Annotated in this window: 12 protein-coding genes; 5 read left to right on the top strand and 7 right to left on the bottom strand. The window is 32.4% G+C overall.

What is annotated here, in order from left to right:
- Nucleotides 1-117: 117 nt before the first annotated feature.
- A complete protein-coding gene (locus HN894_06440; protein ID MBT7142959.1) occupies nt 118-273 on the bottom strand; it encodes a hypothetical protein in 156 nt (51 codons plus the stop codon).
- 5 nt (nt 274-278) lie between these two features.
- On the bottom strand, nt 279-1,481 hold the full coding sequence (locus HN894_06435; GenBank protein MBT7142958.1) for a hypothetical protein: 1,203 nt from the start codon (nt 1,479-1,481) through the stop codon (nt 279-281).
- Nucleotides 1,482-1,619: 138 nt separating this feature from the next.
- Between HN894_06435 and HN894_06430 the strand changes: the two genes are divergently transcribed.
- The 3 genes from HN894_06430 (at nt 1,620) to HN894_06420 (ending at nt 6,596) form a co-directional block, all read left to right on the top strand.
- Nucleotides 1,620-2,570: an ROK family protein gene (locus HN894_06430; GenBank protein MBT7142957.1), complete on the top strand. Its 951-nt coding sequence runs from the start codon at nt 1,620-1,622 to the stop codon at nt 2,568-2,570.
- Between the two features lie 247 nt (nt 2,571-2,817).
- A complete protein-coding gene (locus HN894_06425) occupies nt 2,818-3,936 on the top strand; it encodes an ATP-binding protein (protein MBT7142956.1) in 1,119 nt (372 codons plus the stop codon).
- A gap of 29 nt (nt 3,937-3,965) precedes the next feature.
- A complete protein-coding gene (locus tag HN894_06420; protein MBT7142955.1) occupies nt 3,966-6,596 on the top strand; it encodes a transglutaminase domain-containing protein in 2,631 nt (876 codons plus the stop codon).
- A 225-nt stretch (nt 6,597-6,821) separates the two neighbouring features.
- Here HN894_06420 and HN894_06415 read toward each other — a convergent pair whose 3' ends face one another.
- The 5 genes from HN894_06415 to HN894_06395 form a co-directional block, all read right to left on the bottom strand.
- The gene (locus tag HN894_06415; protein ID MBT7142954.1) at nt 6,822-6,977 is read right to left on the bottom strand and encodes a DUF4295 domain-containing protein; all 156 of its coding nucleotides are present in this window, start codon (nt 6,975-6,977) and stop codon (nt 6,822-6,824) included.
- A gap of 11 nt (nt 6,978-6,988) precedes the next feature.
- Complete coding sequence (rpmG, locus tag HN894_06410) at nt 6,989-7,171, bottom strand: 50S ribosomal protein L33 (protein ID MBT7142953.1); 183 nt, start codon at nt 7,169-7,171, stop codon at nt 6,989-6,991.
- 17 nt (nt 7,172-7,188) lie between these two features.
- Nucleotides 7,189-7,431 (bottom strand): 50S ribosomal protein L28, encoded by a 243-nt coding sequence (locus HN894_06405; GenBank protein MBT7142952.1) that lies wholly within the window; start codon nt 7,429-7,431, stop codon nt 7,189-7,191.
- Between the two features lie 459 nt (nt 7,432-7,890).
- Nucleotides 7,891-9,141, bottom strand: a complete 1,251-nt coding sequence (locus HN894_06400) for a competence/damage-inducible protein A (GenBank protein MBT7142951.1) — start codon at nt 9,139-9,141, stop codon at nt 7,891-7,893.
- 72 nt (nt 9,142-9,213) lie between these two features.
- Nucleotides 9,214-10,392, bottom strand: coding sequence for a DUF1343 domain-containing protein (locus HN894_06395; GenBank protein ID MBT7142950.1), 1,179 nt, complete (start codon nt 10,390-10,392; stop codon nt 9,214-9,216).
- Nucleotides 10,393-10,451: 59 nt separating this feature from the next.
- Between HN894_06395 and HN894_06390 the strand changes: the two genes are divergently transcribed.
- Nucleotides 10,452-11,690: an ABC transporter permease gene (locus tag HN894_06390; protein ID MBT7142949.1), complete on the top strand. Its 1,239-nt coding sequence runs from the start codon at nt 10,452-10,454 to the stop codon at nt 11,688-11,690.
- A gap of 271 nt (nt 11,691-11,961) precedes the next feature.
- A partial coding sequence (locus HN894_06385; protein MBT7142948.1) for a hypothetical protein occupies nt 11,962-15,130 on the top strand: 3,169 nt, incomplete at its 3' end.

The following is a 15,130-nucleotide window of genomic DNA, read 5'->3' as shown; positions in this document are numbered from 1 at the left end:
GGGTCAACATGCTCCGTTTCTCGAAAGCCGCCGCCGCAAAAAAGGGGTCAACATCTGCCGGAATGACAGACAAATTTCACTCAGAAAAACAACATTTTTTTTATCGCTCGGAGGGGGTCAGCTTGCTCCGGTATATCCAGCAATTACTTTTTCGCCAGCCAAATTATAAAAAGCTGAATTACTTGTGTACTGTTGTCCAAAAATTGTGGAGAAAGCAAAAAAGAAAGTAATGAAAATTGCACTTCTCACTTTTGAAGTTGATCTTTTTGTCATAAATGCTATTTTTCAGCTATTATATCAAAAACAAACAATTGTAGTCTTTTTGGCACATCCGAATCTAATAGATAAGAATTCTGTTTTTCATCATATTCCCCTTTTGTCAAGCCTATTGGATTTATGTAAGGTTCCACCCGAAAAGAAATAATTCTATTATTATGAACAATATATTTTGGGTAAGTCATGGAATTAAACGGAAAATTTTCATTTGTTAAAATGGTATCTTTATCAATTTTAAACTTGAACGAATTACACAAATTACTGAATGATAACTCCCACTTATTGCCATTAAAACTCCAAATATCGAAGAAATATTTAAAGTCATTTTCTTCAACTTGAGGTAGTTTATATTGTGTAATAAAAGCAGTATCATTAATGAAGTATCCACCCAATAATCTTGCAATTTTATCTTCCCATGGATTGTAATAATCTAAACAATCGTGAGCACTTTGATCTTTTTTCTTTTTAGGTGCTTTTTCCCAATTATCAATATTCCTGATTATTTGATTGATTTTTTTTAGATTACTATCATAAAAATCAATCTTATAATCAACTGTTTGACAAAATGATATTGAATTTGAGCTAAAATCGAACCAGTTGTTTGGATTAAAGTGTGTATAACAAAGATTCTCAAATTTTGGTGTAATAGTTTTTCCAATAGTAAACTTTTCTTCATTAAAAATTGATAATACGGTTGGTTCGGTCTTGTTGTTTTTGTGGAAATTGTAATTATGATATAAAACAATCTTATTTTTGATGCAATTAATATTTGATAGCTTAATATTTACTTTTTGGTAGAATTCTATTTCTTCATTTGAAATAATATAGGAATAAAGTTTGTCAAATGCTATGAAATAAAGAAGTGAATCTTTAACATACATTGAACTAAATACTATTTCATAGTCTTTAAAAATACTGTTTTTGTGTTCATATAGATCAAATATTCCATAGTATCTCGTTTTATAGCCACTTTTTAGATTTATCTCATTCAAAACTAAAATGTCATCAGCCTTTCTTGAATTATAATTGATAAAATAAAATAAATCATCATTTACATAATATACCAAATCATTAACTGATGGTTTTTCAGTTTCTTCAACACAATAAATAGTATCAAGCTTCAAAATGGAATTAATATCTGTTTGAGAATAGCAGAATAAGAAAAAAAGCAAAAGCGAAATGGTCAGTATTGTTCCTTTTTTCAAAATTACATTAATTAGTGAAAATTAATAATTAGCAAATGTAATATACTTTTTCTTAAATATTTGCAGATTAAAAATTTGATGTCCGAAAATCTAAAATTTCCTATATTTGACACAATTTGAAAATTTATAAAAATAGAGATGAAAGAAGTTTCAATAGGAATAGATATTGGTGGCACAAATACAGTTTTTGGTGTTGTTGATAAGGATGCAAAAGTTCTGGCAGAAGGAAGTATTTCGACAAGAAAATATGAAAATGTAGATGAATTTATTGAGCTACTCTCCAACAGCCTGAAACGATTGATTGAAAATCTTGAAAACGACACAAAAGTCAAAGGAATTGGCATTGGTGCACCAAACGGAAACTATTATACCGGCTCAATAGATTTTGCTCCAAACTTGCGTTGGAAGGGAAAAGTGAAATTAGCCGAAAAGCTCGAAAAGAAAATGAACTATCCGGTTTTCCTCACCAACGATGCCAATGCAGCAGCTATGGGTGAGATGATTTATGGTGGAGCAAAAAACATGAACGATTTTATTGTGATAACACTTGGCACCGGTTTGGGAAGCGGAATTGTAGTTGATGGAAAAGTTGTTTACGGACACGATGGTTTTGCCGGCGAGATTGGACATACTGTCATAAATCCGGAAGGTAGAACCTGTGGCTGTGGCAGATTAGGATGCTTAGAAACTTATGCTTCGGCCACGGGAATTCTAAAAACAGTGCTTGAATTGCTTAAAAAATCTGATGAAGCAAGCGAGTTAAGAAATTTTGTACCGGAAAAAATTACCTCAAAACTAATTGCTGAGGCAGCCAACAGGTCTGATAAAATGGCTCTTGAAGCTTTTGAGTTTACAGGAAAAATTCTTGGATTTGCTTTGGCAAATGCGGTTGCAACTCTAAGCCCTAAAGCAATTTTTCTATTCGGAGGATTAGCAAAATCCGGTGAACTGATTATTAAACCAACAAAAATATATTTAGAAGAAAATTTGTTGAATATTTTTAAAAATAAAGTTCAGATTTTGCCTTCTGGTATTCCTGACCAGAATGCTGCTATTTTAGGTGCGAGTGCATTAGTTTGGGAAAACTAATGTAAATATAAATGTCTGAATAGCAGTTGTATAAATGTCATTTTGGGTTTCACTACAATTTTAATTGCTATCATTTGCAAAACGAACTGGAAAAATAACTACTAATATTTCCAGCGAACTGGAAAAATAACTACTAATATTTCCAGCGAACTGGAAAAATAACCACTAATATTTCCAGCGAACTGGAAAAATAACCACTAATATTTCCAGTTCGTAAAATTTTCCTTATATTTGCAAAATGAAAAATTTGAAAAGGAAAATAGAACAACAATTAAAATCTTTGCTTTTCAAAGGAAAAGCACTTGTGATAATAGGAGCCAGGCAGGTCGGGAAAACAACCATGCTTCAACATCTAAGTTCCGATTTTGAAAATACGCTTTGGTTAAATGCCGATATAATTTCGGTTCGCCAACGCCTTTTAAACCCTACTATTACTGATATTTCCAATGTCATTGGCAATCACAAAATTGTTATAATTGATGAAATTCAGAGAATTCAGAATGCCGGATTGTTGCTAAAACTAATGGTTGACAATTTCGAGGATGTGCAATTTATAGCAACCGGTTCGTCAGCTTTGGAAATTTCGGATAAAATTTTTGAGCCAATGACAGGGCGACACTTTCTTTTTTATCTGTACCCTTTTAGCCTATCTGAAATATATCAAGGAAAATCACAATTCGAAATAGAGCAGGAGTTGGCGTTTCACCTTATTTATGGTAACTATCCTGAAATTTGTGTGAAACGTGAGCTGGCAGAAATAATGCTAAAAAATTTGTCGCAACAATATTTGTATAAAGATGTTTTGATTTGGAAAAATATTCGAAAACCCGAATTGCTCGATAAATTGCTAAAACTTCTGGCATACCAAGTTTGTTCTGAAGTTTCGGTGAATGAACTGGCTAATCAGTTAAAAACAAAATCGGAAACTGTCGAAAACTATATCGACTTGTTAGAAAAATCGTTTGTGATTTATCAGCTAAAATCTTACAGTACGAACTCTCGAAAAGAGGTGAGCAAAATGAGTAAAATTTTGTTTTGGGACAACGGGATTAGAAATTCGATTTTAGATGATTACAGGGATATTTCGCAAAGAAATGACATTGGGCAACTTTTCGAAAACTTCATGATTGGCGAACGGATGAAAATGAATGTTTGGACAAGGCCTTCAATACGAAGCTTTTTTTGGAGAAACTATAATCAAAGTGAAGTTGATTATGTTGAATCGCATCACGATAAACTTTCGGCATATGAAATAAAATGGAGCAAAACGAAAAAGAACTACATTAGTCGTGCTTTTACAAATCTATACCCCGATGCTTTCACAAAAATAATTTCTCCTGACGATTTTATAACATTCACTCAATAGTTCAAATAAAAAATATAATTATATAGAAAATGAAACGAATTTTAAAAACTACACTAATAATTTTGATTGTTGCAAGTTATTCGTGCAAAAAACAGGAAAAACATTTCATATCTGACGAAATATACAGAGCCCAAGTTGTAGAACAGTTCGAAAAGCAGAAAAAAAAGGCAAATAACAGAGCAAATAAATTGTTCGCTGTGTTAAATTCCGATATTTCTCTTGAAAAAAAGGAGGCTTTACAGTTTTTGTTTGCATATATGCCACTGAGCGATTTGGCCGATTACGATGGTGAGTTTTTCTTGCAAAATGTCGAAGTTGCCTTGATGACAAAAGATACTTTTAGCTGGGGCAAAACAATTCCTGAAAATATTTTCAGGCACTTTGTTTTACCTTATAGAATCAATAATGAAAATCTCGACACGGCCAGAATTGTATTTTTCAATGAGTTGAAAGAACGCATAAAACACCTTTCGATGAAAGAAGCGGCATTGGAAGTAAATCACTGGTGCCACGAAAAAGTTTCGTATAAAGGCTCAGATATGAGAACCAGTGCACCATTAAGTACAGTTTGCACATCATGGGGTCGTTGTGGCGAAGAATCAACATTTACGGTTACTGCCATGCGAGCAGCAGGAATTCCTGCACGCCAGTGCTACACTCCGCGCTGGGCACATTGCGACGACAATCATGCTTGGGTAGAAGTTTGGGTAGATAATAAATGGTATTTTTTGGGTGCTTGCGAGCCTGAAGCCGATTTGAATATAGGCTGGTTTGCAGGTCCGGCTCTCAGAGCAATGCTGGTTAATACAAACGTTTTTGGAAAATATGACGGACCAGAGGAAATAATTTTGAAAGAAGAACTTTATACACGAATTAATTTGCTTGCCAATTATGCACCTACAAAAACAATATATGTACAAACAATTTCGGGAAAAGACAGCAAACCACTTGCAAACGCAAAAGTTGATTTTGGACTATATAATTATGCCGAGTTCTACTCAATAGCTTCAAAAATGAGCAATGATGACGGAATTGCTTCTTTACTTACTGGCTTTGGAGATTTGATGATATGGTGCAGTTTTGACAACAAATTTGCATACAAAAAAATAACTATTGAAGAAACTGATACTGTGCTAATTATTTTGGAAGAAACTCCTGTACTATCAAAAGTTGAACAATTCGATTTGACTCCACCAATTAAAAAAGTTCCAAAATCAGTTTCCACTAAGGGAAAAGAAGAAAATGCAAGAAAACTAAAAGAGGAAGACAAAATTAGAACTGCATATATGGAGACGTTCATAGATTCTGCTCAAGCATATGAGTTTGCAAAATCTGTAAATATCAATCCCGAAAAAACCTGGCATTTTCTCGATCTTAGTGAAGGAAACTGGAAGGAAATATTGGAATTTATTAAATCGAAGGAAAATAAGGAACTGATAATTCCTCTCCTTGCCAATATTTCGAAAAAAGATTTGCGCGACACAAAGGCAGAGATACTTATAGATCATTTGCTTTTTTCGGGCGAACAAAAAGTGAAAGATGATATTTTTTTTAAGTATATTCTATCGCCAAGAATAAATTTTGAACTTATTACACAATACAAATCTTTCTTTCAAAATGAATTTAAAAACAATGAGTTTTTAAATCCTAATAATATTATCAACTGGGTAAAACAGAATATAAAAATTGACGAAAAATCTAACTACTATAGAGTTTCCATCACACCAATGGGCGTTTATAATCTAAGGATTACCAATTCTCTTTCGAGAGATATTTTTTTCGTGGCTGTATGTCGAAGCAAAGGAATTGCTGCACGTTTAGAACCAGCAACTCGTATCCCGCAATATTTTTCAAACGGAAGATGGATAAATGCAAGTTTTGAAAAAACCGTAAAGAGCAATTCGCCTAAAGGATTTTTGATAATAAATAATTCAGACGAAAATCCAATACAAACGCCTGAATATTACATTCATTATACAATAGGAAAATTAGAGAAAAGTGTTTACAAAACCCTCGATTACGAATTCAGCGATTTGGTGAAAACATTTCCGGTAACATTAGATTTAGAAGTTGGAAGTTATAGAATTGTAAGCGGAAATCGGATTGACCAGGGAAAAGTTCTGTGCGAAATTTCATATTTTGATGTTGAAGGAGGTAAAACCACAGAGTTTGAGCTGAAATTGCGTGAAGATAGCCAAACTGCAAAAGCGCTATTTCAGCATAAATTTGATGATTTAAAACTACCTATTGCCGACAATTTGACTGAAAAAATTTCTCTATTAGGATCTGCTGAAAATGCAAGTCTTTTGCTTTGGCTGGAGCCCGACAAAGAACCTACAAAACATATTATCAAAGATATTTCCAAACTAAAAAACAAGTTTCAAACTCAAGGCTGTCAGATTGTAAATATAATAACAAATGAAAAAGATACTGAGATGGCTAAAGGCTTATTAGGAGAGGCATTTGATGCACCAACAATTTGCCTTGACAAAAACAGCCAACTTTTAAATGAAATTTCGGCAATGCTTGAAACAAATGTTACAAGGAGTTATCCAGTGGTAATTCTTCTAAACAAAAAATCTCAAATAATATTCCTTTCGGAAGGATATACAATTGGTATTGGTGAGCAGATTGTTCGTAAGATTGGGGACTTTGAGTAAAAAATAATATCATATACTCGCAAAGATAAAGAGACGCAAAGATTTTATAAGTTGAAATTTCTTTGCGTCTTCGCTAATTGGTGAGAAAGACAAAAAAAGTCAAAAAAAAATAGAATCAAAAAAACCAAATGGCTTTCAATTCTATTCATTTTATATCGGTTAAGCTCGCTTCTGCAAGCAATGATAATGAGTTAACAGTTTCCTAAACTTCTGAAAAGTTAAAATCTATTTTTCAGCAAAAAATGTTTTCACATTATCGTTATGAACAATTTTTTCTTTAAATAAGTAGGCACCGGATTTTTCTGATTTTACCATTTTTATCACTCGTGCAAAATCTTTACCAGTTCCTGTTTGTAGTGTTGCAACAACTTTCTTAGCCATAATCTATTGTTTTATTTAATTTCTTTATGTACAGTAACTTTCTTCAAAATTGGATTGTATTTTTTCGTTTCCAATCTTTCAGGAGTGTTTTTCTTATTTTTTGTACTGATATATCTTGAAGTTCCGGGCATACCACTTTCTTTATGCTCGGTACATTCTAAAATTACTTGAACTCTGTTTCCTTTTCTTGCCATGGCAAATTTTCTTTTTCTTAATAATTTTTAATAAAACCTTTCTCTTTGGCTTCCTCTAATGCAGTTTTTAATCCTTTTTTGTCGATTAACCTAATCCCTGAAGCAGATACTTTTATACTTACCCATCTATTTTCTTCTACCAAAAAGAATCTTTTAATAAAAAGATTTGGATAAAACTTCCTTCTAGTTCTTTTGTTTGAGTGAGAAACATTGTTCCCAACCATCACTTTCTTTCCTGTTATTTCACAAACTCTTGACATTTTCTTTATCTTTAATACTCAAATTCAAGACTAATTCACTTTTTCAAAATAGTTTGCAAAGAACGTGTTTATTAATAAATTATACAAATATTTTTACAGAAATTTTACTATTCATTGCTAAGCATATGAACTCTCTGAATTTGAACTGATTATATGCAAAATAGGCTTTAAAAATGATAATCATAAGAAAATATTTTATCGAATAGTTACCGCTAATAACAATCTCAAACTGAATGTTTATATTAAAGTTAAAATTGTCATTGTCATAAATTCCAAATTGCTATTTATGTCTTGAAATTTTGATTAAGTAAAATAGCTTTTGAAATATAAGGGGACTTCTAAAAATAGCAAATTTCAAGGCGTAAGAAATTTTAAGACCGCAGTTTACCATTGTAAATGAGGATTTTAAAATTTTGAAACAACGAAGAAATTTGCATTTTTATATGTTCCAATAAATCTTTAAGTTTCAATTCGCTTCAAAAGCATATTTCGTAATAAATTCAGGGCAGTTGAGGATGTTTTGCTAATATTTCGTTCTCTATTTTTCCCAAAAAGATACTTTTTCGAGATGGTTCTATTCCCTTCAGAAATGGCTATCCAAACAGTCCCAACCGGTTTTTCCTCTGTTCCTCCACCCGGTCCGGCAACTCCTGAAGTTGCAATTGCATAATCAGTATCAAATAATTTTCTAATCCCAACAGCCATTTCTTCAACAACTTCCTGACTTACAGCTCCATACTTTTCAATTTTCTTTCTACTTACTTTCAAAATATTTTCTTTAATGTTGTTCGAATATGCCACAACCGAGCCTACAAAATACTCCGAACTTCCAGCTACAGAAGTAAGTAGATGAGCAATATTTCCACCAGTACAACTCTCAGCCGTTGAAAGGCTAAGTTTCTTCTTTTTCAGTAAATCGCCAACAACTTTTTCCAATGTATCTTCTTCAAATCCAAAAACAGAATCTGGAATAATTGCCTTCAATTTTATTATCTCATTATCAATAATTTTCAATAAATCTTCGCGATTTTCACCAACAATACTAAATCTTAACCTGATCCTTCCCGGACTTGGCAAATAAGCCAATTTCAAATTTGCAGGTAATTGTTCTTCCCAATCATGAAGAATTTCAGCCAATTGAGCCTCGAACAATCCAGCAACCAAAACAGTTTTGTGAATAATATTTTTTGTTTTGAACCTATTTTTTAGTGCAGGTATAATTTTGTCGGACATTATTTGTTTCATTTCGAATGGGACACCAGGCATCGAAACAATTACCTTATTATTTTTCTCGAACCACAGTGCTGGTGCTGTTCCGTTTTCATTTTGAATAATTTTACAATTTTCCGGAACTAAAGCCTGTTGTCTGTTAAGTTCATTTAATGCAGATTTTCTTGACGACAAAAACTTCTTAATTTTAGCTAAAACATCATCATTCATAATCAGATGAGTATCAAAATATTCGCATAAAGTATTTTTGGTAATATCATCTTTTGTTGGTCCCAAACCTCCAGTTAATAAAATAATTTCTGCTCTTTCTAAAGCCGTGTCGATGGCATCAAAAATATGATTTCTATTATCTGAAATTGAAGTAATCTGATAGACATTTAAACCATTCATATTTAAATGTTCAGCCATCCATGCAGAATTTGTATCTACGACCTGTCCAATTAAGAGTTCGTCGCCAATTGTTATTATTTCTACATCCATTTACTTTTGGTTATTTTTATTAAATATTTGTTATTTTGATTTAGTGGTTCTTATTAAATTCAAAATTGAATCTTATTCAAAATCTTCATACAGCAAATATTTTACTCTGATTTTTTTGAATTTCTTTAAACCTTTTTTCCATGATTTTTTTATTTCATCAGCTGTTTTACCTTCAGTAATTTGCTTTTGAAGTTCTGGTGTTCCGGCAAGTTTTATAAAAAAATCATTAAAAAACTTATCCTTTTCTTCGAATATGAGGTAAGCATCGCAAAGATACTTAATATTTATTAATGGATTTTCTAAAATTCTTTCAGAATCTTTTTTTGAAAGCTCTATTCCACGGCATTTTTGATTCAGAAATTTTGGATTTTCGCAAATTCCTTGCAAACTTTTTGGCGTAAAATAAAAATCACCAATTTGCCAATCTGGATGTCCGAGAATTTGAAACGGTTTTTCTGTCCCACGACCTATACTCATGGCTGTTCCTTCGAAAAAACATAAGGATGGATACAAATAAACCGATTCCATATTTGGCAGATTTGGGGAAGGATTCACAGGTAATTCATACAAAGTTTCATGAGAATAATTTTGACACATAATTACTTGCAATTCGCAATTCTTGTTGTTGCTAAGCCAATTTTCTCCAATTATCATTTTTGCATATTCACCAATCGTAAGACCATGAACAACAGGCACAGTATGCATTCCAACAAAGGAAGAAAATTTTGTTTTCAAAACAGGTCCATCTACATAAAAACCATTCGGATTGGGACGATCGAATACTATAAGTTTAATGTCGTTTTCGGCACAAGCCTCCATAACATAATGCAAAGTTGAGATATATGTATAAAATCTAACTCCAACATCCTGAATATCAAAAACGAAAATATCAATATTTTTCAAGTCTTCAGATTGTGGTTTTTTATTTTTCCCATATAGTGAAACTACAGGCAACTTAGTCTTTTTATCTATGTAATTTTGAATTTGTTTACCGGCTTCTGTTTCTCCACGAAAACCATGCTCAGGACAAAATATTTTTTCTACAGAAATATTGAGAGAAAGCAAACTATCTACCATGTGTGTTTTATGAATTAGCGAACTTTGGTTTGCCAATACAGCAACTCTCTTATTTTTCAATAATGGTAAATATTCTTCAGTTTGTTCGGCTCCAACTTTTACAAAGTTTTGCGAAAGCAAATTGCTTGTACTGAATAAAAAAGTCATACAAACTAACACCAATCTTATTTTCATGATTTAAGTATTTATATCAAACAATAAATATTATTTTTGTACAAATTAAAACAAACATATTGAATACTGAATTATTTATTGCAAAAAGAATTTATGGCGGCAAAGGTGAAGGGAAAATATCTAAGCCTATGACAAATATTGCCATTATCGGTATCGTTCTTGGGCTATCGGTAATGATTCTTACTATTGCAATTGTAACAGGTTATAAAAAAGAAATTAAAGCAAAAATTACGGGTTTTGGCTCGCATATTATAATTACAAATTACGATTCGAACAATTCCTTACAAACAATACCAATATCGAAAGAACAAGATTTTTATCCTTCAATTACTGAAATTGATGGAATTGAACACATTCAGATATTTGCGACAAAAGTTGGAATAATAAAAACCGAAGACAACTTCGAAGGCGTGATGTTGAAAGGAATTGGGAAAGATTTTGACTGGAGTTTTATTGATAAAAACATAGTTGAAGGCGAAAAGTTTGCCCTAATTGATACGGTTAAAAGCAATTTCACCTTAATTTCAAAAAAGATAGCTTTGTCTTTAAGCTTGAAAGTTGGCGATAAAATTACTTGTTACTTTATTCAGCAACCTCCCCGAATGAGAAGATTTACCATTTCTGGAATTTTTGAAATTGAAATAGAAGAATTTAGCAAACTAATTTTAGTTGATATTGGTCATATCCAGAAATTGAACGATTGGGAAGAAAACCAAATTAGTGGCTTTGAAATTTTTATTGATAATTATGACAAACTTGACTATCTGAGTGAAAAAGTAGAAGAGCTAACGGAATTTAATTTTGACAAAAAAAGTTCATTACTAAAAACTAGTACTGTTAAACAACTATATCCACAGTCTTTGTATTGGATAGAACTATTTGATACTAACACAATTGTGATTTTAATTTTAATGGTTATCGTTGCAGGTTTTAATATGATTTCAGGACTATTTATAATCATTCTGGAGCGCATAAATATGATAGGTATTTTAAAAGCACTTGGAACAGAAAACTGGAGTATTCGCAAATTGTTTCTATATCACGCTTCCTTCTTAATTGGGAAAGGGCTTTTTTGGGGAAATTTTGCTGGAATTTCGCTATGCCTTCTGCAAAAATACTTTGGACTTGTAACCCTTGATCCTTCAACATATTATATTTCTGTAGTTCCAATAAATTTCAGTATAATACATATTTTACTAATAAATCTTGGGACATTGATTATAACAGTTTCTATGTTGATACTTCCTACAATAATTATTACAAAAATAAGCCCGGCTAAGGCTATTCGGTTTGAGTGAGCTTTTGCCTATCAGCCATTTTAAGCATTTATTATTAAATTTAAGTCCAGTAAGCATTTATTTCATTTTAAAAATTAATTTGGTGTATAAAAAAAATATGTTTTATTTTGATTAATTAATTGAGTATTATTTAAAGCGAATCAATAGGTCCGGGCTTGTGAAGAAGATTAAAATTATTTTTATATTAATATTGTTTTTTAATATTATTAAACAGGCTGATTCACAATCTCTTATTAGTTTATCTTCATCGGATTCTCTTTGCCAGGGAAATATGTTGGCTATAGTTCCTGTTTTAAATGCAAGTGTAATAGTTGATTCTATTGATTGGAATGGCACAAATATATTACAATATGATTCAACATCAATAGTTGTAAACCCAACTTCAAATAGCAATTACGATTTGACAGTTTATAGTCCAGACACAACTTTGTATGCCTCAATATTTATCTTTGTTATTGAACCGGCAATAGCATCATTTAGTTTTTCGCCCGACAGTGCTTGTGCTGGTACACAAGTCAATTTCATCAATACTTCCTCAAACTTTTCGTCAAGCAATTGGAATTTTGGGGATAATAGCACTTCAACAATTGACAATCCTAACCATACTTACCAAAGTATCACTAATTTTGTAGTTGCTTATCCTGTAACTTTAATAGTTACTGAAAATTTCTGTCAAACACAAGATAGCTATGTTCAAAACATACATGTCTTGCCAACAGTTTCAGCAAGTTTTACTTTAAGCAACGACAGCGTGTGTACCGGAGCTCCAATAATTTTCACAAATACATCAACAGGATATACCTCAAGTTTATGGGATTTTGGAAATAGTGTAACTTCACCATTTCAAAGCCTGTCATACACCTATTTCATTGGAGGAAATAATGTTGAATCATTCACTGTAATATTAACTGTTTCCAATGGATTTTGTCCTGCTGATAATGCTAGTGCTCCGGTTACTATTTTCCCAAACCCTAATGCCGACTTTTCTTTCTCTCCAAATAATACTTGTTCAGGAAATACAATAAATTTCACGAATAATTCAACAGGCCACTCAACAAGCATTTGGAATTTTGGAGATAATAGTTCATCAAACCTTGAAAATCCTACACATATTTATACAAATATTAGTAATGGTCCTCAAGTATTCACAATTAATCTATCGGTTTCAAACGACATCTGTCCTGCCGATAATTATACAGAAACAATAAGCATATTACCGGCACCGCATGCAGAACTTACCGATATTAGTTCGATATCGCCATTCGTGCAATGTGATACTATGGGAAGTATTGTTTTTGAAGTATTTAATAGTTCTACCACTACAAGTACAAATACCGAATACACAATAAATTGGGGAGATGGGACACCTGATTTCTTCAGCACAACTAATTGGACAACTGAAACTCACGAATACAATATAATGGGAAATATTGTTATTACACTAACTGTTTCAAATAGTTTTGGTTGTTATTCAACAGAAGTTTACGATGGATTTATTGGAGCTAATCCCTCAATTGGATTAACAAATCCGGGAGGTACAGCCCTCGAATGTGTTCCTCAAACATATTTTTTCCCTATTGATTATGGAAATGATACTGGTTCAGTTTATACATTTTTTTTCACAGATATTGACACGACTATTGAGTATTCTTATCCTCCACCGGATACAATTTTTTACGAATTTTTAAACTCATCATGTGGTTATCCTGACAATGAATTTTCTGTTTATTTTCAAGCACAAAATCAATGTGGAATAACCAATGGAGTTATTAATTCAATTAGACTTTCGGAACAACCAACCGCCGATTTTGAATTTTCGCAAGATACAGCTTGTGTTTTTGACGATACTGTTGTTGTTTCAAATTCTTCTGCCCTCGGAAATGAAGTTAGTTGGGACTTTTTCAACAGTGTATATAATTGCGATAGCGTTGCAGCTGTGAAATGGTTTATAGTACCGGAAAACGGTTGGACACTTTTACCACCTGGCTCATTAGGAAACGAATTTTTATACAATACACCTGGCTACATGAATAATCCCAATTTGTGGGGATCAAACGAATTGGAATTAGTTTTTGATTCAGCCGGAGTATATGAGGTTTCGCTGATAATGCAGAATACAAAATGCGGAAAAGATTCAATTTCAAAGTTAATAACTATTATTGAAGCTCCGGATTTAATCGCATCGCTTGATACAACTAATGGTTGCTCTCCTCTCACAGTGAATTTTTCAAATAATTCAACAGGTGAAGGACTTTCATTTTTTTGGGACATTTCTCCTTCCACAGGCTATACTTTTTCTACTCCATTTTCTGATACTTCACAAAGCCCTACTATTATTTTTAATACTATCGATACAAATTTTGAAGTTACACTTTATGTTCAAAATAGTTGTGAAACTAAAGATACTACATTCTATATTGATGTGTTCGGAGTACCGGAAATTGAATTTCCTCCAATTGAAGATTCTTGCAGAAATTATTCGGTTCAAACCTATGCACTATATGATAGTAATGGCACAAGCATTAACTCATATCAATGGGAAATTGCTCCAAATTCCGGGTTTATTTTCACCGATGGCACTAACTCAAACTCTGCGAATATTTCCCTATTATTCGATCAGGTTGGTTTATACACTTTAAGCATTATTGCTGAAAATATGTGTGGAATTGATACATCGGAACAAAGTTTTGAAATTTTTCCTTTTCCTTCAATTGAAATATTTGGCGATACAGATATTTGTAAATTTGATACATCAATTTTATCATTATTAATTAGTTCTGACACATCTTACACTATTGAATGGAATACCGGGGAATCTATCGAAAGTATATTTGCTGCACCTCAGCAGGACTCCACATATTTTGTAACAATTACCAATTTAACAAATTGCTCCGATATAGACTCTTTTCCTTTAACTGTTTTTCCTTTGCCCGAAATTTCTATTGATACAAATTTCCCAATCTGTGTAAATCAGACAGATACTAATTTAAACGAATTTCCTTTTGGTGGATATTGGCAAGGTCCGGGAATAACAAATATTTCCGAAGGAATTTTTAATCCTGAAATTGCAGGAGTTGGTACACACACAATCGAATATTTTTATATGGATTCTTTGGGGTGTAACAATTCTGACAGCCTACAAATCACAGTTTTAGAACTTCCTTCCGTTTTTGCAGGAAATGATACCAGTTTGTGCAATCAAGCTATTTCGGTGCAATTTTTTGGAAGTCCGGCAGGTGGTTTCTGGACAGGCTTTGGCATCGATTCTTTATCAGGAAATTTTTTGCCGGATTCAACCGGAGCTTTTGAAATTATTTACATATATACAGATTTGCTATCCTGCACAAATCAAGACACTATCAATCTGAATGTAGTTGAGCCGGCAATTGCCGAGGCTGGTGCTGACACTGCAATATGTTTGGACAGCGAGCCTTTGCAAT

The organism is Bacteroidota bacterium (genome assembly GCA_018692315.1).
Taxonomy (GTDB): Bacteria; Bacteroidota; Bacteroidia; order Bacteroidales; family JABHKC01; genus JABHKC01.
The sequence above is the reverse complement of the archived record's forward strand: the minus strand, read 5'-3'. Positions and strand labels throughout refer to the sequence as shown.

Coding starts and splice junctions, on each gene's coding strand:
- HN894_06440 (MBT7142959.1), bottom strand. CDS start 273: ATGACAAAAAGATCAACTTCAAAAGTGAGAAGTGCAATTTTCATTACT.
- HN894_06430 (MBT7142957.1), top strand. CDS start 1,620: ATGAAAGAAGTTTCAATAGGAATAGATATTGGTGGCACAAATACAGTT.
- HN894_06420 (MBT7142955.1), top strand. CDS start 3,966: ATGAAACGAATTTTAAAAACTACACTAATAATTTTGATTGTTGCAAGT.
- HN894_06415 (MBT7142954.1), bottom strand. CDS start 6,977: ATGGCTAAGAAAGTTGTTGCAACACTACAAACAGGAACTGGTAAAGAT.
- rpmG (MBT7142953.1), bottom strand. CDS start 7,171: ATGGCAAGAAAAGGAAACAGAGTTCAAGTAATTTTAGAATGTACCGAG.
- HN894_06405 (MBT7142952.1), bottom strand. CDS start 7,431: ATGTCAAGAGTTTGTGAAATAACAGGAAAGAAAGTGATGGTTGGGAAC.
- HN894_06400 (MBT7142951.1), bottom strand. CDS start 9,141: ATGGATGTAGAAATAATAACAATTGGCGACGAACTCTTAATTGGACAG.
- HN894_06395 (MBT7142950.1), bottom strand. CDS start 10,392: ATGAAAATAAGATTGGTGTTAGTTTGTATGACTTTTTTATTCAGTACA.